Genomic DNA, 16,530 nt, shown 5'->3' with positions numbered 1-16,530 from the left:
TATTGAGGATGCTCAAGTGATAGATGCCGAGGGTTATCGATCAAATGTCGGCATAGTGATTTGCAACGAGCACGGTCAGATTTTCTGGGCACGTCGATTTGGACAACAAAGTTGGCAGTTTCCACAAGGTGGAATAGACGACGGCGAATCTCCAGAGCAGGCGATGTACAGAGAGCTTTTTGAAGAAGTAGGGTTAAAAAAAGAGCAAGTTGAGCTGGTTTACACTAGCCGCAATTGGTTTCGGTACCGGTTACCGAAACGAATGGTACGCAAAGGGCAAAAACCTTTGTGTATTGGCCAAAAACAAAAATGGTTCCTACTTAAACTGAAATGTTCCGAATCTGATGTGGATGTTTTGCAGTCAAGCCACCCCGAATTTGATGGCTGGCGCTGGGTAAGTTATTGGTACCCAGTGAGGCAAGTTGTTTCTTTTAAGCGAGACGTTTATCGTCGCGTCATGAAAGAATTTGCGCCGGTAGTTATGCCATTTAAAAATAAAAGGTTTAAGCGCAAACGTAGGCGTTCATAATGCTCATTACACTGCAGCGTATCGTGGAGTCAGTTAACCAAGCGCCCGAATTTGATGTGGCGCTGAACACTATGGTGCGCAGCGTAAAAGCAGCTTTAGGTAGCGACGTTTGCTCTGTATACCTAGCAGACCCCGAACAACGCGAATTTGTATTGATGGCGTCCGACGGGTTAACTATCCCGAAAGGAAAGCGCATCACCCTTGCTTATGGCGAGGGCCTTATAAGTTTAGCGGCGCAGCGGGAAGAACCATTAAACCTAGCTAACGCAACAACCCACCCTAACTTTAAATTGGTTAAAGAAGTCAACGAAACGGCTTATCGAGCCATGTTGGTTGCTCCTATCATTCACCAACGTAAAGTACTTGGTGTGCTCGCTGTTCAACAAGTGGAAGCCCGAGCGTTTACCGGTGAGGAAGAGTCTTTTGTTGTAACTTTAGCGGCGCAGTTGGCTGCCGTTATTGCGCATGCTGAGGCGAAGGGGTTAATTGCTGATCCGCAGTCTCCGTGGTTGAAAAAACTTAAAGCTATTCCTGGAGCTCCAGGTGTAGCTCTTGGAGAGCCATACGTTGGCCGACCTATCGCAAGTTTGCGTTCTATAGTTCCTCGCAGAACGGAAACGCCGTGGCGGGAAATACATAGGTTTAGAAAAGCCGTTCTACTCACTCGTCAAGAGCTTAAAAGGCTTGCTGAGCAAGTTGCAGATTATGTTGCCGACGATACGCTAGCTATTTTTGATGTTTACCAAGGCTTACTCGACGCAACCAGTTTAGGTAATGCGGTTGAAGAGAAGATCAAAGAAGGTTGGCGGGCGCAAACCGCGGTGAAAATGGCTGTAGACGGTTTCGTGTCTCAGTTTGAAGATTTAGACGACGCTTATTTACGAGAGCGTGCGGTAGACGTTCGCGACCTTGGTGAACGCATTTTAGGTCACTTGAAAGACCGCAAAAAAATACACAATGAAATTCCCGACTCGTGCATTTTGGTGGCTGAAGAGGTGACCGCGAGTATGTTGGCGGAAATACCGCGCAACCGCTTGCAAGGGCTGATTTCATTGAGAGGTTCAGCCAATAGCCATGCAGCTATAATGGCACGAAGTATGGGCATTGCCGCGGTATTTGGTATTGAAGATGTACCTCTTTCGTACTTTGAAGAACAATACCTTATCGTTGATGGATACAGCGGTGAAATTTTCGTTAACCCTCCTTCGCAAGTGGTTGCTGAATACCAAAACTTGCAGCTTGAAGAGCAAGAGCTTTCTGAAACAGTAGCGCAACACCGTCATAAAAAGGCAGAAACGAAAGACGGTTTGGCTATTTCGTTGCAAATTAATGCAGGGCTGAATGTTGACCATGGGAAGTTGTGCGGTGAGCACCAAGGCATTGGTTTGTACCGCACGGAAATACCTTTCATGATGCGTGAACGCTTTCCTACTGAGTCAGAGCAATATGACTTGTACAGAGAAGTGTTTGAGCATTACCCGAAAGTGCCGGTAGTCATGCGTACGTTAGATGTTGGCGGTGATAAACCTTTACCTTACTTTCCGATTAGCGAGGAAAATCCATTTCTAGGTTGGCGCGGCATACGTATGACGCTAGACCACCCAGAAATTTTCTTGGTTCAAGTTCGCGCCATGATTAGAGCTAATATTGGCTACGACAATTTGAAAATCCTATTACCGATGATTACGTCAGTAGAGGAGGTCGACGAAGCTGCTCGTTTGATCAACCAGGCTTACTTTGAAGTGCGCAACGAATGGGTGCAGCAACATCCTAAATCTACGGTTAATCGCCCAGAGTTGGGGGTGATGATTGAAGTGCCCGCGGTACTTTATCAACTCGAAGCGATAGCCCGCAGAGTGGACTTCTTCTCGGTGGGTACCAACGACTTAACTCAATATATGCTTGCCGTCGACCGTAACAACCCGCGGGTTGCACAGCTTTATGAGGCGTACCATCCGGCGGTGCTCAACGCTTTGCAGGATATTGTTGAAACGTGTCAAAAATTAGGTAAGCCAGTGAGTGTCTGTGGTGAGTTAGCTGGGGACCCCGGTGGTGCTATTTTGTTACTTTCCATGGGATACCGCACGTTAAGTATGAGTGAGCATAACTTAGACAAGATAAGATGGATTGTCCGGAATCTTGAAAGTAAAGTTTTGCAGGTTATTTTGACCCAAGCACTAAATGCAAAGCATCCAGACCAAGTGCGAAAAGTTTTAACTATGAAGCTCGAGTCTCTTGGTTTGGGCGGCTTTGTCCGCGCAGGGAAGTAGCGTGTCAGCATTTGCAATTTTACTGATTGTAGGCGTTTTTGCAGGGCTATTGTCCGGTGCATTGGGTATTGGTGGTGGTATCTTAGTGGTGCCGTTACTAATTTATTTGCTACCCGCTATGGGCGTACCGGCAAGTATAGTGGTGCCTACGGCAATCGGTACAAGTTTGGCAACTATTGCGGTAACGACATTTTCAAGCGCGCTAGCGCATCAACGCTCGGGAAATATAGAGTGGAAATGGGTAAGGTGGTTAGCGCCCACCATCGTCATTGGCGGACTCATTGGTTCTTGGCTTGGTAGTACTATTCCTCCAGCTATTTTGCAGCGTGTTTTTGCGGTAATTTTGCTGCTTTTAGCATTGCGAATGGTGTGGAAACGACAGCCGAGAAATAGCGAGAAAGCCATTAAACAGTGGAAAGTGCGTAGCTTTGGAACAAGTATAGGTATTGTTTCTTCGCTTGTTGGTATAGGTGGCGGTGCTCTAGTTGTGCCGCTTCTCAATTATTATCAAGTATTGATGTCTCGCGCTGTTGCGGTTGCCGCTGTGTGTAGTGTGGTGCTGAGTGCGGTAAGTACGCTGCTCTATGCAACTATGGGTAGCGGTGTGCACAACATTGAGATGTTTGGCCTATTTGGTTTTTTATATTTACCGGCATGGGCAGGTATAGTTGTTACTTCTGTATTATTTGCTCCTGTTGGCGCTAAAATCGCGTCTGTGCTTCCAGTTCGATATTTACAGCGGGCGTTTGCAGTTTTATTGGTATTCGTAGCGATTCACTTGTTGGTAGGATCGTAGCTAGCAAAATAATTTAGGGAATATATGCAGTCAGATTATTTACAGCACCCAGATTTTGATCCAGTAGCGCTCAGTTTGGGCGTAATCGATATCCGCTGGTACGGAATTATGTATTTATTGGGCGCTGCGTTTGCCTACTGGTTCGGCAGTAAGCGTGCTGAAAAACACCCACTTTGGACGAAAGAGCAATGGCAAGATCTGGTGTTTTGGGCATTTCTAGCGTTAGTGATTGGTGGGCGTGTCGGGTACGTGTTCTTCTATCAGTTCGAGTCTTTCCTGCAAAACCCTATGTATCTCTTCAATTTCAGAGCCGGTGGAATGTCATTCCATGGAGGCCTGCTAGGGGTTATCGTTGCTCTGTATTTTTACGGAAAGAGAATGGGATTGAATATTTGGCAAGTGGGTGACTTCGTAGCCCCGATGGTGCCGGTTGGTTTAGGGTTAGGAAGAATAGGTAATTTTATTAATGGAGAGCTTTGGGGACGAGTTACCGACGTACCCTGGGCTATGGTTTTCGTGCATGGCGGACCTTTTCCTCGCCATCCATCACAGCTTTACCAAGCCTTCGGCGAGGGCTTATTGCTCTTTGTTGTGTTGTTCTGGTTTTCTAGGCAGCAAAGACCCGTAGGTGCGATTGGCGGACTATTTTTACTAGGTTACGGTTCGGCTCGTTTCGTCGTTGAATACTTCCGCGAACCCGACGGTCATCTTGGAATATTAGGTATATTTAGTATGGGGCAGTGGTTGTCGTTACCGATGATTATTGCTGGCTTAGCCATGTTAATTTTGGCTTACAAGAAAAATATTTTTGCACCAAACACTAGCGCTCAAGGCAAATCCTCATGAAACAATATTTAGATTTAATGAGACATGTTCTCGAAAATGGCACGGAAAAAACGGACCGAACTGGAACGGGCACCCGAAGTATTTTTGGTCACCAAATGCGATTTAATTTGGCGGAAGGCTTTCCGTTAGTCACTACGAAAAAGTGCCATCTGCGATCAATTATTCATGAGCTGCTTTGGTTTTTGAAAGGTGAAACTAACATTCAGTACCTTAAAGAAAATGGTGTTTCAATTTGGGACGAGTGGGCAACCGAAGACGGTGAACTTGGCCCTGTGTACGGAGCGCAGTGGCGTAGCTGGCCTGCGCCAAATGGCGGCACAATAGACCAAATCAGCGAGCTAATGGAGCAAATTAAAAACACACCTGATTCTCGACGTTTGTTAGTGAGTGCCTGGAACCCAAGCGTTTTGCCGAAGTCAGGTGTTTCACCCAAAGAGAACGCTGAACAAGGGCTGCAAGCCTTGCCTCCGTGTCATACGTTGTTTCAGTTTTATGTAGCAGACGGCAAGTTGTCTTGTCAGCTCTACCAGCGTAGCGCTGATATCTTTTTAGGCGTGCCGTTTAACATTGCGAGCTACGCGTTATTAACCATGATGGTAGCTCAGGTGTGTGACCTAGAATTAGGTGATTTTGTGCATACCTTCGGAGACGCACATTTGTATAGCAATCATTTTGAGCAAGCGGAATTGCAACTTTCGCGTTCGCCGTTACCTTTGCCTACAATGAATATTAATCCAAATGTGAAAAACATTTTTGACTTTAAATTCGAAGACTTCGAACTAGTGGGGTATGAGGCTCATCCTCATATTAAGGCGCCGGTGGCCATTTAGGAGAAAGCATGACACTCCCAGTGTTAATTTGCGACGACTCTTCGTTAGCTAGAAAGCAGCTTGCACGCATTTTACCCAAGGACTGGGATATAGAGCTTCACTTCGCCGAAAACGGTCAAGAAGCATTAGAGCGTATCCGCGAGGGTAAAGGCGCCTTAATGTTTCTCGACCTGAATATGCCGGTAATGGATGGCTATGAGACGCTCGAAGAGATCCGAAAGAATGATTTGAACACCTTAGTTTTGGTTGTATCTGGAGACGTTCAGCCGGAGGCGAAAGCGCGAGTGCTCAAGCTTGGTGCCTTAGACTTTATCCGCAAACCCACTGACGTTGATACCGTTACTTTAATTCTTAGCCAGTACGGCTTCTTCAGCCCAGAGGACTTTGCTGACAGTTCATCTGGGCGAGACGTTGAAATTGAAGTAAACCAACGCGACATGTACCAGGAGGTGGCTAATGTAGCTATGGGTAGGGCAGGTGAATTGCTAGCAAAAGCAATTGACGTATTCGTAGAGCTTCCCATACCCACAGTGAATCAAATTGCCGCTTCAGAGCTTCATATGGTGCTATCTGCGCTAGATAGCGCCGACTCGGTTTCGGCTGTGACGCAAGGTTTTACTGGCGATGGAATTCACGGCGAAGCGATGGTGATCTTTAATGACGCGAGCTTCAAAGACATGGGGCGCTTGCTAGAGAGTGACTTAAAAGACCAGAAATACGAGCTAGAAGCTCTGTTAGACGTGAGTAATCTGCTCAATGGTGCCTGTTTGCAAGGACTTGGTGAGCAACTTCATGTTCGCTTTAATCAAGCGCACCCAGTCGTATTAGGGCGGCAAGTTTCGGTGAAAGAACTGCTCGAAGCGGCCCATAATCAATGGGAGCAAGTGCTTGCTATCGAAATTGGTTATCGGCTTGAGGGTTTTAACATTGAGTTCGACTTGCTGCTGCTTTTCCCTGGCAGTTCGTTACCTTTACTCGAGCAAAAACTTCAACACCTCTTGGAGGCTTCATGAGTGAAATTTCAGCTGAGGAGCTTCAAGAACTCCATATTAAGTTGGGTATTTTAGGTGCCATTGACGTGGGTATTGTGGTTATCGATCGCAACTTCGAGATATCCATGTGGAATGACTTCATGAGTAACCATAGCGGTTTAAGACCCAGCCAAGTTCATGGTCGATCTTTATTTTCGGTTGCCACAGAAATCGACGAGAAGTGGTTCAGAAAAAAGGCTGAAAGGTCTTTTGAATTGAATAGCCGTTCTTTTATAATTTGGGAACAGCGTCCATTTTTATTCAGATTTCCGCAGTATCGTCCGGTTACTGGTACTTCGCCTTATATGTTTCAAAACGTGACCTTATTGCCTTTGCAAAACACGCGTGGCGAAGTGGAACAGCTATGTATTATCGTTTACGACGTGACCGATCGTGCAGAGTCGGAAAGAAGTATGGCGCAATTAAAAGCGGTAGAACAAGCTCACCGTCCGTAAATTAATCGAACAGGTTTTCCCATGAGTGATTACTCCCTAAGATTTGGTGGTATCGGCCGCCTCTATGGTTCTGCGCAATTGCACCGCATTCAACAGTTAAGTATTGCCGTGGCTGGTTTAGGTGGCGTGGGCTCTTGGGCTGCGGAAGCTCTAGTTCGAAGTGGAGTAGGGCACATTACATTAATAGACATGGACGACATTGCCATGTCCAATACCAACCGCCAACTCCATACCTTGCAAAGTACTGTGGGTCAATCAAAAGCAGAAGTGCTGGCGCAGCGATTCAAAGACATTAACCCTGAGCTTTCAGTAACCGTTGTCGACGACTTCATTCAAGCTGAGCAACCACTAGCTCTTATTCCTGAGGGCACCGACGGGATACTGGACGCGATAGACAGTTTAAATGCAAAGACTGCGCTACTGGCGCACTGTGTTCGCAATAAAATTAAAGTGGTCACGACTGGTGGTGCAGGAGGGCAAATTGACCCAACGCAAATTAAAGTGACTGACTTAGCGCGGGTACAGCAAGATCCTTTAATGGCAAAAGCAAGAAACACGCTGCGTCGCAATTATGGATTCAGTCGTAATCCAAAACGAAAATTCGGTATAGACTGCGTGTACTCCGAAGAGCAACTGAGATATCCACTCGACAGTGGAGAAGTGACCTATACCAAACCGGGCGAAGCCGCACGAAGCTTAGACTGTTCTTCAGGGTTCGGAGCATCCATGATGGTTACCGGAACGTTTGGGTTAATGGCGTCTGCACAATTGCTCAAACGTTTGCTTCAGTTAGAAACGCCAACGTCCTCAGCGCGTTAAGGCTTTTACCTGATCGATCACACCAAATAATCCGTTTACACGTGACGGATTCAAGTGTCCGGATAGTTTACAACTGTCCATCCATGCCGTTGCATCAAAGGTTTCTATTTCCTCGGCAGTGGCTCCTTGCAAGGGCTGAGTAAGAACAAGTAGTAGGGCCTTAACAATTCTCGCGTCGCTACTGGCATGAATGTAGAAACGGTTATCGTTCTTCTCAACACTTACCCAAACCTTTGCCTGACAACCTCCTATTTCGTTCTCAGTTCGCTGTATTTCTGGAAAAACTGGTGCGCTCTTACCCAATAGCAGAAGTTGGCGATAACGCGCTTCCCAATTCTTTTGCGAGGCCAATAATTCCAATAGCTGTTTGGATTCGTCATTAAGCGTATGAATCATAAAACAATAATCTAAGCGTTGCTTTTGAAAATAGCTGCTGTGCCAAGCTCGATTGACACTTTGCAACAATAAAATTTGGCTCATTATAGCGCTTTGACTTGTAGGATTCGCACTGCTTTTACATAATGTTGCGCGAAACTAAGATTCCAAGACCTGATAATGAAGGAAGTTGTTATGAAAATTTTGGTCGCGGTGAAGCGAGTGATTGATTACAACGTGAAAGTTCGCGTGAAGTCAGATCAATCAGACGTGGACCTCAGTAACGTAAAAATGGCACTTAACCCGTTTTGTGAAATCGCTGTTGAAGAAGCTGTGCGTTTAAAAGAAAAGGGACAAGCCGACGAGATCGTTGTGGTTTCTATCGGACCTAAAGCTTGCCAAGAACAAATCCGAACTGCGTTGGCGCTGGGTGCCGACCGCGGAGTTCACGTTGAAGCGGACGCGATGCCCGACTCTTTAGTGGCTGCCAAACTACTACAAAAAGTAGTTGAAGAAGAACAGCCAGGTCTGGTGATCATGGGTAAACAGTCTATCGACTCAGACAACAACCAAACAGGTCAAATGTTGTCGGCTCTAACCGATATGCCTCAAGGTACTTTTGCGTCAGAAGTTGTCATTGAAGGCGACTCTGTAAATGTTACCCGCGAAGTGGACGGTGGCTTACAAACCGTAGCATTGAAACTGCCAGCAATCGTAACGACTGACTTGCGCTTAAACGAGCCACGTTATGCCTCGCTTCCTAATATTATGAAGGCGAAGCGTAAGCCTCTTGATGTGAAGGCTGCGAGCGACTTTGGTGTAGCGCTAGAAAGTAAAGTTGAGTTGCTGAAAGTTGAACCGCCAGCAGAGCGTAGTGCAGGCGTGAAAGTAGCTGACGTTGCTGAACTTGTAGAGAAACTTAAAAACGAGGCAAAAGTATTATGAGTATTCTAGTTGTAGCGGAACACGATAATAACGCACTAAACCCTGCCACGTTGAAAACAATTACTGCAGCGAAGGCGATGGGTAGCGACGTTCATGTACTCGTTGCTGGTGAAGGATGTGAAGCAGTTGCGCAAGAGTCTGCAAAAGTAGACGGCGTAGCAAAAGTATTGTGTGCGGACAATGCTGCTTATGGTCATTTCTTAGCCGAGAACATGTCAGCGCTAGTGGCTGCGAAAGCGGAAGGTTACAGCCATATTGTTGCTCCAGCGACTACAACCGGCAAAAACTTCATGCCGCGCGTTGCTGCATTGTTAGACGTGAATCAAGTGTCAGACATTATTGCTGTAGAAAGTGAAGACACTTTTAAACGTCCAATCTACGCAGGCAATGCGATTGCTACTGTGCGTAGTACTGAGTCGGTAAAAGTAATTACGGTTCGTGCAACGGCTTTTGATGCAGCTTCTGCCGAAGGTGGTAGCGCGAGCGTTGAAGCGATTACTGACGCATTTGCCTCTGATAAAGTTAGTTTTGTCAGCGAAGCTCTTGCTGAGAGTGAGCGCCCAGACTTAACAGCCGCGTCCGTAGTGATTTCTGGTGGTCGTGGTATGCAAAACGGCGACAACTTCAAACTTCTTGAAGGTATTGCCGACAAACTAGGTGCTGCGATTGGTGCGTCACGCGCTGCAGTTGACGCTGGTTTTGTACCGAATGACATGCAGGTGGGGCAAACAGGTAAAATTGTTGCGCCGGAACTATATATTGCCGTAGGTATCAGCGGTGCTATTCAGCATTTGGCGGGTATGAAAGACTCTAAAGTTATTGTTGCGATTAACAAAGACGAAGAGGCACCAATCTTCCAAGTTGCAGACTACGGTTTAGTTGGCGACTTGTTTGAAGTATTACCTGAGTTAGAAAAAGCACTTTCTTAAGCAGGTGACAAGCAGGTTAGCAGTCTGCTAACCTGCTTTTATAAGAAGTAAGAAACAACAACAAGAATATATAAATTAACAAAAATTTGTGTTTGAATGAGGTTAAAGCTTGCGCTTGTGAAAACAATCAGACATGATTTTTGATAAAAATTCGCCAGGGACTCCCGTTCCGGGTTTCGCAGGATAGGTGGCAACAACAATGAAAAAAATGACATCTGTATTCAAAAAAATCCCACTTGCTTCGGCAATAGCGGTAGCAATAGCAGTACCATCAGCTAATGCGGCGTCGTTCGACTTGGGACCATTAGACGTACAGTTCGACTCTACGTTCTCTATCGGTGCGCTATGGCGTGTCGAAGATCGTGATCCAACAGTTTTACATCCAGGTAACTGGGAAGGCGGTGGCGGTCAGTCAGGTGTAGCTGACGACGGTAACCTGAACTTCGATAAAGGCGACCTAGCGTCTTTCGTATTCCGTGGCGTTCACGACGTGAACATCCGCGGTGAAGGTAATACTGGCGCGTTTATCCGATTTAACTATTGGTATGACGACGTTTTGGAAAACGCTGACGTATTGCATGGTCATGCAGCTAATAACTACACGCCGAATACGCGCTTAAATACAGATGCATTCGACGATTACGCGAAAGGTAGTGGTTTAAACCTACTCGACGCATTTATTTATACCGGTTTCGATATTGGTAGCATGCCAGCAGACTTGCGTATCGGTCGCCAAGTGCTGAGTTGGGGTGAAAGTACGTTTATTGTAAACGGTATTAACTCAATCAACCCTGCTGATATCAACGCATTACGTCGTCCAGGTGCAGAGCTACGTGAAGCTTTATTACCAGTGGGTATGGTGAGTTTCTCTCTTGGTCTTACCGACCAGTTGAGTATGGACACGTTCGTCATGTACGAATGGGACAACACCAAAGTTGACGGCTGTGGTACTTACTTTTCTTCTGTAGACATCATTGGTGGTCCGGGTTGTAACAAGACAACTCTGAACCCTCAAGTAGGTGCGAATACTAACCTTTCTGACGCTGAGTCGGTTGAAGCGGGTTTGTATTTGCAACGTGCAGACAATGACTACGCAAGCGACAGCGGTCAGTACGGTGTTTCATTCCGTTACTATTCATACGACATGGACGCTGAGTTCGGTTTCTACTACCTGAATGTGCACAACACAGCGCCAATTATTTCTGCGTATGACTGGAATACGACTGAAGTGAGCAACAACGTTGTTTCAACGCTTGGTCCTCGTTACTTCACCGAATACCCAGAAGACAATGAAATTTATGGCTTGAGCTTCAGTACTACTTTAGGTACTTGGTCGTGGGCGGGTGAAATCAGCTACCGTCCTGCGCAAGCAGTTCAAATCAATACCACAGAAATTTTGACAGCGGGTCTACGTCCTAATGTACCAAGTACATTTATGGTTCGTATTGGTGAAGCGCGTCCAAATGGTATCCCAGAGGGTAACTACGCACGCGGTTACGAAGAACTTGAAGTGTATCAAGCACAAACTACTTTCTTGCAGTTCTTCGACCAAGCCCTAGGCGCTCAGCGTGTAACGTTCGTGGGTGAAATTGGTGTGAGCCACGTGGCAGACCTACCAAGCATTCAAGAACAGCGTTTCGGTCGTAACCCTGTATACGGTAAGTGTTTAACAGGCGCTGACCTAGGTAACCCAGGCGGTCCAGACACGAACTGTGAAGGTTTCGTAACAGAAACAAGTTGGGGTTATAGAGGTCGCTTAGTGTTTGAATATGCAAACGCTATTGCCGGTTGGAACTTAACACCAACTATCGCTTTCGGTCATGACGTGAAAGGTTACTCACCTAACACGAACTTCATCGAAGGTCGTACTAACCTTGGTCTAATTTTAGGTGCGAACTACTTAAGCAAGTACAACCTAAACATCGCGTACAATCGTTACGACGGTGCAGACTACAACCCAACTCAAGATCGTGACTACGTATCTGCGAGTTTCTCAGTTTCTTTCTAATCAAGAAGCTTTGGGTTAAACGAAAGGTCAGCTTACGCTGGCCTTTTTTGTATCTATCGATTTAAATTTAGGTTCTGTATTTCGATAACGGCAGGGCTGTAAGAGTATTTTATTATGGCATTAAACTTTCCAGAGCATTGGTTTACCCACTTATCAGAACCGGCGAAGCAGGCGTTACAGAGCGCGTCACAATGGGTCAGTTCGGAACGAGCTAAAGGTAAAACTATATATCCAAGTGACAAGGATATGTTTAATGCACTTGCTGACTTATCTCCTGAGCAAGTTGAAGTGGTTATTCTCGGACAGGACCCTTACCACGGAGAAGGACAAGCTCATGGATATGCGTTTTCAGTTCCCTATGGTGTTAAAACCCCACCTTCGTTGGTCAATATGTACAAGGCACTAGAAAGCGAGAGCCCAGGCTTTAATACGCCTAGTCATGGCTGCTTAACGAGTTGGTCGAAGCAAGGCGTGTTGCTACTCAATACCGGGCTCTCTGTAGAAGCGGGTAAAGCTGGATCTCACAGTGGTCAAGGGTGGGAGCAAGTTACTAAAGATATTCTAAGAATACTTAGTGAAGGGAAGCCAAAAGTTTTTGTGTTGTGGGGCGGTCATGCCAAGCGGGTAATTAAAGGACTGAATATGGACGGGCATGTGGTTTTAAAAGGTACACACCCATCTCCTTTGTCGGCGTATCGAGGATTCTATGAAGAGCGGCATTTCGAAAAGGTAAACGAAGCATTGAGGCATTTGGGGTACAAAGAGATTAACTGGAATAGCGTTTGCGACGATTTGTTCAATTAGTGTTCGTTTGTTAATTTAAATGTAACATTTTGCTTTTACACTCTCCCTGTTTGTGATAAAAAATACCTGCGCTAAGTAACAAAACTATTATAAGCCATACAAATAGGAGGATCCTATGGACCACTCTGAAGAAACCAACAATGTGGCAGAGAAATCTTCAAAAAGCCGTAGCAAACGCAAATGGAGAGAAATTGAAGCTCTTAAAGAAAGACATCGCTTAAAGAAAGAGCTTGCAGACATCGATAACGCTTACGAGCTTGATTTAGAAGAACTAGAATTTTAACGAAAAACGCCAGCCCGATAGGGCTGGCGTTTTTGTTTCAAGCTTATGCTGGCGATGCCAACAGTGCGCTTATTTTTGAAGCGTGGCTGGAAGGTTCTTACGCATCACGATAAGCATTTGCTGAATCACTTTCTGATTCGCTGCAACAATGTTGCCAGACGCTTGCTGGTTCATTCCGCCTGCAAAGTCAGTCACCATACCGCCAGACTCTTTTACTAACAATTCACCCGCCATGGTGTCCCATGGTTTTAGACCAGCTTCAAAGTAACCGTCTACACGTCCACAAGCTACATATGCAAGGTCAAGGGCTGCAGAGCCTGCACGGCGAATGTCTGCGGCTTCCATAAAGTATGCGTTGAACACTTTTTGGTAGTCGTTAAGAATTTCTTTCATGCGGAAAGGAAAACCTGTTGCCAGCAAAGTACCTTCGATTGACTTTTTACTCGCGACGCGGGTTCTGAAGCCATTTAATTGGGAACCACTACCTTTTGATGCAGTGAATAGGTCGTCGCGGATCGGGTCGTAAACTACAGCGTGTTGTGGAACGCCTTTAACAGTAAGTGCTATAGATACGCAGAAGTGTGGGATTCCGCGCATAAAATTGGTGGTGCCATCAAGAGGATCAATTACCCATTGGTAATCAGCATCATCACCTTGGTCTAAACCAGATTCTTCAGCCAAAATTGAATGGCGAGGGTAAGACTTTTTAATCGTGGCAATAATCGCTTCTTCAGCAGCTTTGTCTGCGTTTGTTACGAAGTCGTTCTCAGACTTGCTATCAACTTCTAACAGTTGCGGGTTCTCGTAAGCTTTTACGAGTACTTTTCCAGCGGCGCGAGCAGCGCGCACTGCAATATTTAACATTGCATGCATGCGAATATCCTTTAATGGTTTCCAATTTTGGTAAAGAGCGGTGTTCAAAAAACGCGCGAATTATATACATGTTATTACGAAAAGGCAATCTGAGATTATCGCCCGCTCATGGTTTACTGTGTTAGAATTTTCGGGTTCATTGCTAAGGGGCTTTCCATGTTAAACAATATTCGCATAGTTTTAGTAAATACGTCTGACCAAAGAAACATTGGCTCCGCTGCGCGAGCCATGAAAACTATGGGAATTTCGGACCTGGTTTTGGTTGCACCTGAAGAGATTCCTGAAGGTAAGGCGCAAGCCTTGGCAGCAGGTGCAACTGACGTTCTTGCTAATGCACGTTATGTTGAAACCTTAGACGAAGCTATTGCAGATTGTCAGCTAGTGATGGCGACGAGTGCAAGAAACCGGACATTAGATTGGCCAATGCTAGACCCACGAGAAGCGGGGGAAAAGGCTGTAGAAGAAGGTGCTGTTGGTAAGGTTGCATTGGTGTTTGGGCGCGAAGCAAGCGGTTTAACCAATGAAGAACTGCAAAAAAGCCAATTTCACACACACATTCCTGCTAACCCTGAATACAGTTCATTGAATTTGGCTATGGCAGTGCAAACCCTGAGTTATGAAGTTCGCATGGCTTGGCTGAACACGCAAAAAGGCGAAGTGAACGCAGAAGACGGAGAAGATTACCCGAATGCTCAAGACTTGGAAGGTTTTTACGGCCATTTAGAGAAGTGTTTAGGGGTGTCAGGTTTTATTGTTCGCAAACACCCTGGTCAAATTATGAATAAACTACGTCGTTTATTCACGCGTGCCCGGCCAAGCCAAAACGAATTAAATATTTTGCGCGGAATTCTGGCGTCTTTTGAGCGCTTAGGTGATGACAAGTCAAACAAGGAAAGTGGAGAGTAATATGAGCGAGCCCATTTATCTGGATTACGCGGCAACAACTCCGGTTCATGAAAGCGTGGCCGAGAAAATGGCGAGCTGTATGACTTTTCAGGGGGCATTTGGCAACCCTGCATCACGGTCTCATAAGTTTGGTTGGCAAGCAGAAGAGCTGGTCGACGAAGCCCGCCACCAAATAGCAGAGCTAATAAACGCCGACCCAAGAGAGATTGTTTTTACATCGGGTGCAACCGAGTCAGACAATTTAGCCATTAAAGGTGTTGCTCATGCTCACCAAGAGCACGGCCGGCATATTATTACCGTAGCTACCGAACATAAAGCTGTACTTGATACTTGTGCTGCACTGGAATCTGAAGGTTTTGACGTTACTTATTTACAGGTTTCCAAGTCTGGTGAGATTGACCCCGATGCATTGAAGAATGCAATTCGGGAAGACACGATTTTAGTTAGTGTTATGCACGTCAATAATGAAATTGGAGTCATTCAAAATATCAAAGGTATCTCTGATATTTGCCATGGAGCAAACGTGCTGCTGCATGTGGACGGTGCTCAGAGTGTTGGAAAAATACCTGTTGATGTTGAAGCTTTAGGTATCGACTTAATGTCGATTTCTGCGCATAAAATGTATGGTCCTAAAGGCATAGGAGCGCTGTATGTTCGCAGAGCTCCAAAGGTACAGATTGAAGCGCAAATACATGGCGGTGGCCACGAGCGAGGCATGCGCTCGGGTACGTTAGCCACCCATCAAATTGTTGGTTTTGGTGCCGCCGCGGAACTTGCATTGCAAGACTTAGAACAAACACGAACGCACTTGCGGAGTTTGCGCGACAAACTTGCACAGGGCTTACAAAAGATGGACGGCGTGATCATTAATGGCGAAGCGGCAGAGCGTGTCGACGGTATTCTTAACGTGAGCTTTGCTGACGTACCCGGTGACGCGCTGTTGATGCAGCTCAATGGTCTCGCGGTGTCTTCTGGTTCTGCATGTAACTCAGCTACGGTGGAACCGTCATTCGTTTTACAAGCACTTGGAATAGAGCGAGAGCTAGCCTTAAGCTCACTGCGTTTCAGTGTCGGCCGTTACACGACTGAGCAGGACATTGAAGAAACCATAAAGCGTGTCACGGAAACCATCACACGCTTGCGGGAAACAGGAAACTTTTGGCCTACCTAGTTGGCTTGGCTAACTAAAGGCGACGATTTAAGCTTGCTCGCGAATGTTGCTCGAAACTTAGCCAGTTTCGGGGCGATTACCGCCATGCAATACGGCTGCTCGGTATTATTCTCGTAGTAGTTTGCATGGTACGCCTCTGCGGCATACCAGTTCATGAACGGACTCAGCTCAGTAACCACTGGTTGTTCGAAAATTTCTTCAACGGTAACTTCTTGTAAGAATGCTTTGGCTACTTCAAGCTGTTCTTCATTGTGGTAAAAAATTACAGAGCGATACTGTGTACCCACATCGTTACCTTGGCGGTTGAGCTGTGTAGGATCGTGAATGGTAAATAGCACCTCTAACAGCTCTCGGTAGCTAATGGTGTGAGCATCAAATACAACCTGAACAACTTCTGCATGCCCTGTAATTCCAGAACACACCTGCTGATATGTGGGGTTTTCAACTTCGCCACCAGAATAGCCAGACTGAACTGAAATTACGCCTTCGAGCTGCTTCATTGCGCTTTCGATACACCAAAAGCATCCACCGCCGAAAGTTGCTGTCTGTAATTGATTACCCATGTAAACCTCGCAAAACTTCTCACGTTGCATTGTATATTGCTATCTAAACAGCTAGATGTTTAGACGTCTATATAGTAGATCTAAAACCTAGGTTCTT

The 16,530-nt window shown here is 46.0% G+C and carries 18 protein-coding genes; 15 read left to right on the top strand and 3 right to left on the bottom strand.

What is annotated here, in order from left to right:
• Positions 1 to 16 precede the first annotated feature (16 nt).
• The 8 genes from rppH to tcdA are packed head-to-tail and all read left to right on the top strand — an operon-like array spanning position 17 to position 7,576.
• On the top strand, positions 17 to 529 hold the full coding sequence (rppH, locus tag EYQ95_RS06595) for an RNA pyrophosphohydrolase (protein ID WP_111915114.1): 513 nt from the start codon (positions 17 to 19) through the stop codon (positions 527 to 529).
• Positions 529 to 2,799, top strand: a complete 2,271-nt coding sequence (ptsP, locus tag EYQ95_RS06590) for a phosphoenolpyruvate--protein phosphotransferase (protein WP_111915113.1) — start codon at positions 529 to 531, stop codon at positions 2,797 to 2,799. The genes rppH and ptsP overlap by 1 nt, the downstream gene beginning before the upstream one ends.
• Before the next feature lies 1 nt (position 2,800).
• On the top strand, positions 2,801 to 3,595 hold the full coding sequence (locus EYQ95_RS06585; RefSeq protein ID WP_165831958.1) for a sulfite exporter TauE/SafE family protein: 795 nt from the start codon (positions 2,801 to 2,803) through the stop codon (positions 3,593 to 3,595).
• A 24-nt stretch (positions 3,596 to 3,619) separates the two neighbouring features.
• Positions 3,620 to 4,441, top strand: a complete 822-nt coding sequence (gene lgt, locus EYQ95_RS06580; protein ID WP_111915111.1) for a prolipoprotein diacylglyceryl transferase — start codon at positions 3,620 to 3,622, stop codon at positions 4,439 to 4,441.
• Positions 4,438 to 5,271: a thymidylate synthase gene (locus tag EYQ95_RS06575; RefSeq protein ID WP_111915110.1), complete on the top strand. Its 834-nt coding sequence runs from the start codon at positions 4,438 to 4,440 to the stop codon at positions 5,269 to 5,271. Before lgt ends, EYQ95_RS06575 begins: the two co-directional genes overlap by 4 nt.
• Positions 5,272 to 5,279: 8 nt before the next feature.
• The gene (locus EYQ95_RS06570) at positions 5,280 to 6,284 is read left to right on the top strand and encodes a response regulator (RefSeq protein ID WP_111915109.1); all 1,005 of its coding nucleotides are present in this window, start codon (positions 5,280 to 5,282) and stop codon (positions 6,282 to 6,284) included.
• Positions 6,281 to 6,757, top strand: coding sequence for a PAS domain S-box protein (locus tag EYQ95_RS06565; RefSeq protein ID WP_111915108.1), 477 nt, complete (start codon positions 6,281 to 6,283; stop codon positions 6,755 to 6,757). Before EYQ95_RS06570 ends, EYQ95_RS06565 begins: the two co-directional genes overlap by 4 nt.
• Before the next feature lie 21 nt (positions 6,758 to 6,778).
• Positions 6,779 to 7,576, top strand: coding sequence for a tRNA cyclic N6-threonylcarbamoyladenosine(37) synthase TcdA (gene tcdA / locus EYQ95_RS06560; protein ID WP_111915107.1), 798 nt, complete (start codon positions 6,779 to 6,781; stop codon positions 7,574 to 7,576).
• Here the strand turns inward: tcdA and EYQ95_RS06555 are convergent.
• Positions 7,565 to 8,056, bottom strand: coding sequence for a SufE family protein (locus EYQ95_RS06555; RefSeq protein WP_111915106.1), 492 nt, complete (start codon positions 8,054 to 8,056; stop codon positions 7,565 to 7,567). The genes tcdA and EYQ95_RS06555 overlap by 12 nt on opposite strands.
• Positions 8,057 to 8,146: 90 nt before the next feature.
• Between EYQ95_RS06555 and EYQ95_RS06550 the strand changes: the two genes are divergently transcribed.
• From EYQ95_RS06550 to EYQ95_RS06530, 5 genes are all read left to right on the top strand, one after another.
• The gene (locus EYQ95_RS06550) at positions 8,147 to 8,896 is read left to right on the top strand and encodes an electron transfer flavoprotein subunit beta/FixA family protein (protein WP_111915105.1); all 750 of its coding nucleotides are present in this window, start codon (positions 8,147 to 8,149) and stop codon (positions 8,894 to 8,896) included.
• On the top strand, positions 8,893 to 9,825 hold the full coding sequence (locus EYQ95_RS06545) for an electron transfer flavoprotein subunit alpha/FixB family protein (protein ID WP_111915104.1): 933 nt from the start codon (positions 8,893 to 8,895) through the stop codon (positions 9,823 to 9,825). Before EYQ95_RS06550 ends, EYQ95_RS06545 begins: the two co-directional genes overlap by 4 nt.
• Before the next feature lie 199 nt (positions 9,826 to 10,024).
• Positions 10,025 to 11,833, top strand: coding sequence for a DUF1302 domain-containing protein (locus tag EYQ95_RS06540; protein ID WP_111915103.1), 1,809 nt, complete (start codon positions 10,025 to 10,027; stop codon positions 11,831 to 11,833).
• Between the two features lie 114 nt (positions 11,834 to 11,947).
• Positions 11,948 to 12,637 (top strand): uracil-DNA glycosylase, encoded by a 690-nt coding sequence (ung, locus tag EYQ95_RS06535; RefSeq protein WP_111915102.1) that lies wholly within the window; start codon positions 11,948 to 11,950, stop codon positions 12,635 to 12,637.
• Positions 12,638 to 12,752: 115 nt separating this feature from the next.
• Entirely contained in the window at positions 12,753 to 12,920 is a 168-nt protein-coding gene (locus EYQ95_RS06530) for a DUF3545 family protein (RefSeq protein WP_111915101.1), read from the top strand.
• 69 nt (positions 12,921 to 12,989) lie between these two features.
• Here EYQ95_RS06530 and suhB read toward each other — a convergent pair whose 3' ends face one another.
• Entirely contained in the window at positions 12,990 to 13,793 is an 804-nt protein-coding gene (gene suhB / locus EYQ95_RS06525) for an inositol-1-monophosphatase (protein WP_111915100.1), read from the bottom strand.
• 156 nt (positions 13,794 to 13,949) lie between these two features.
• On the opposite strand from suhB, the gene trmJ reads away from it, so the two are divergent.
• Together trmJ and EYQ95_RS06515 are read left to right on the top strand one after the other, a co-directional pair.
• Positions 13,950 to 14,699, top strand: a complete 750-nt coding sequence (gene trmJ, locus EYQ95_RS06520; RefSeq protein WP_111915099.1) for a tRNA (cytosine(32)/uridine(32)-2'-O)-methyltransferase TrmJ — start codon at positions 13,950 to 13,952, stop codon at positions 14,697 to 14,699.
• A 1-nt stretch (position 14,700) separates the two neighbouring features.
• Positions 14,701 to 15,870, top strand: a complete 1,170-nt coding sequence (locus EYQ95_RS06515) for an IscS subfamily cysteine desulfurase (protein ID WP_111915098.1) — start codon at positions 14,701 to 14,703, stop codon at positions 15,868 to 15,870.
• On the opposite strand, the gene msrA is transcribed toward EYQ95_RS06515, so the two are convergent.
• A complete protein-coding gene (msrA, locus tag EYQ95_RS06510) occupies positions 15,867 to 16,433 on the bottom strand; it encodes a peptide-methionine (S)-S-oxide reductase MsrA (RefSeq protein ID WP_111915658.1) in 567 nt (188 codons plus the stop codon). The genes EYQ95_RS06515 and msrA overlap by 4 nt on opposite strands.
• Positions 16,434 to 16,530: the final 97 nt, after the last annotated feature.

The organism is Lysobacter sp. N42, assembly GCF_004344885.1.
Note: the sequence above shows the minus strand (reverse complement) of the source record. Positions and strands in the feature narration are given on the sequence as shown.

Coding starts and splice junctions, on each gene's coding strand:
- EYQ95_RS06570 (WP_111915109.1), top strand. CDS start 5,280: ATGACACTCCCAGTGTTAATTTGCGACGACTCTTCGTTAGCTAGAAAG.
- ptsP (WP_111915113.1), top strand. CDS start 529: ATGCTCATTACACTGCAGCGTATCGTGGAGTCAGTTAACCAAGCGCCC.
- EYQ95_RS06530 (WP_111915101.1), top strand. CDS start 12,753: ATGGACCACTCTGAAGAAACCAACAATGTGGCAGAGAAATCTTCAAAA.
- suhB (WP_111915100.1), bottom strand. CDS start 13,793: ATGCATGCAATGTTAAATATTGCAGTGCGCGCTGCTCGCGCCGCTGGA.
- EYQ95_RS06555 (WP_111915106.1), bottom strand. CDS start 8,056: ATGAGCCAAATTTTATTGTTGCAAAGTGTCAATCGAGCTTGGCACAGC.
- EYQ95_RS06540 (WP_111915103.1), top strand. CDS start 10,025: ATGAAAAAAATGACATCTGTATTCAAAAAAATCCCACTTGCTTCGGCA.
- tcdA (WP_111915107.1), top strand. CDS start 6,779: ATGAGTGATTACTCCCTAAGATTTGGTGGTATCGGCCGCCTCTATGGT.
- EYQ95_RS06565 (WP_111915108.1), top strand. CDS start 6,281: ATGAGTGAAATTTCAGCTGAGGAGCTTCAAGAACTCCATATTAAGTTG.
- EYQ95_RS06550 (WP_111915105.1), top strand. CDS start 8,147: ATGAAAATTTTGGTCGCGGTGAAGCGAGTGATTGATTACAACGTGAAA.
- msrA (WP_111915658.1), bottom strand. CDS start 16,433: ATGGGTAATCAATTACAGACAGCAACTTTCGGCGGTGGATGCTTTTGG.
- EYQ95_RS06575 (WP_111915110.1), top strand. CDS start 4,438: ATGAAACAATATTTAGATTTAATGAGACATGTTCTCGAAAATGGCACG.
- EYQ95_RS06515 (WP_111915098.1), top strand. CDS start 14,701: ATGAGCGAGCCCATTTATCTGGATTACGCGGCAACAACTCCGGTTCAT.
- lgt (WP_111915111.1), top strand. CDS start 3,620: ATGCAGTCAGATTATTTACAGCACCCAGATTTTGATCCAGTAGCGCTC.
- ung (WP_111915102.1), top strand. CDS start 11,948: ATGGCATTAAACTTTCCAGAGCATTGGTTTACCCACTTATCAGAACCG.
- trmJ (WP_111915099.1), top strand. CDS start 13,950: ATGTTAAACAATATTCGCATAGTTTTAGTAAATACGTCTGACCAAAGA.
- EYQ95_RS06545 (WP_111915104.1), top strand. CDS start 8,893: ATGAGTATTCTAGTTGTAGCGGAACACGATAATAACGCACTAAACCCT.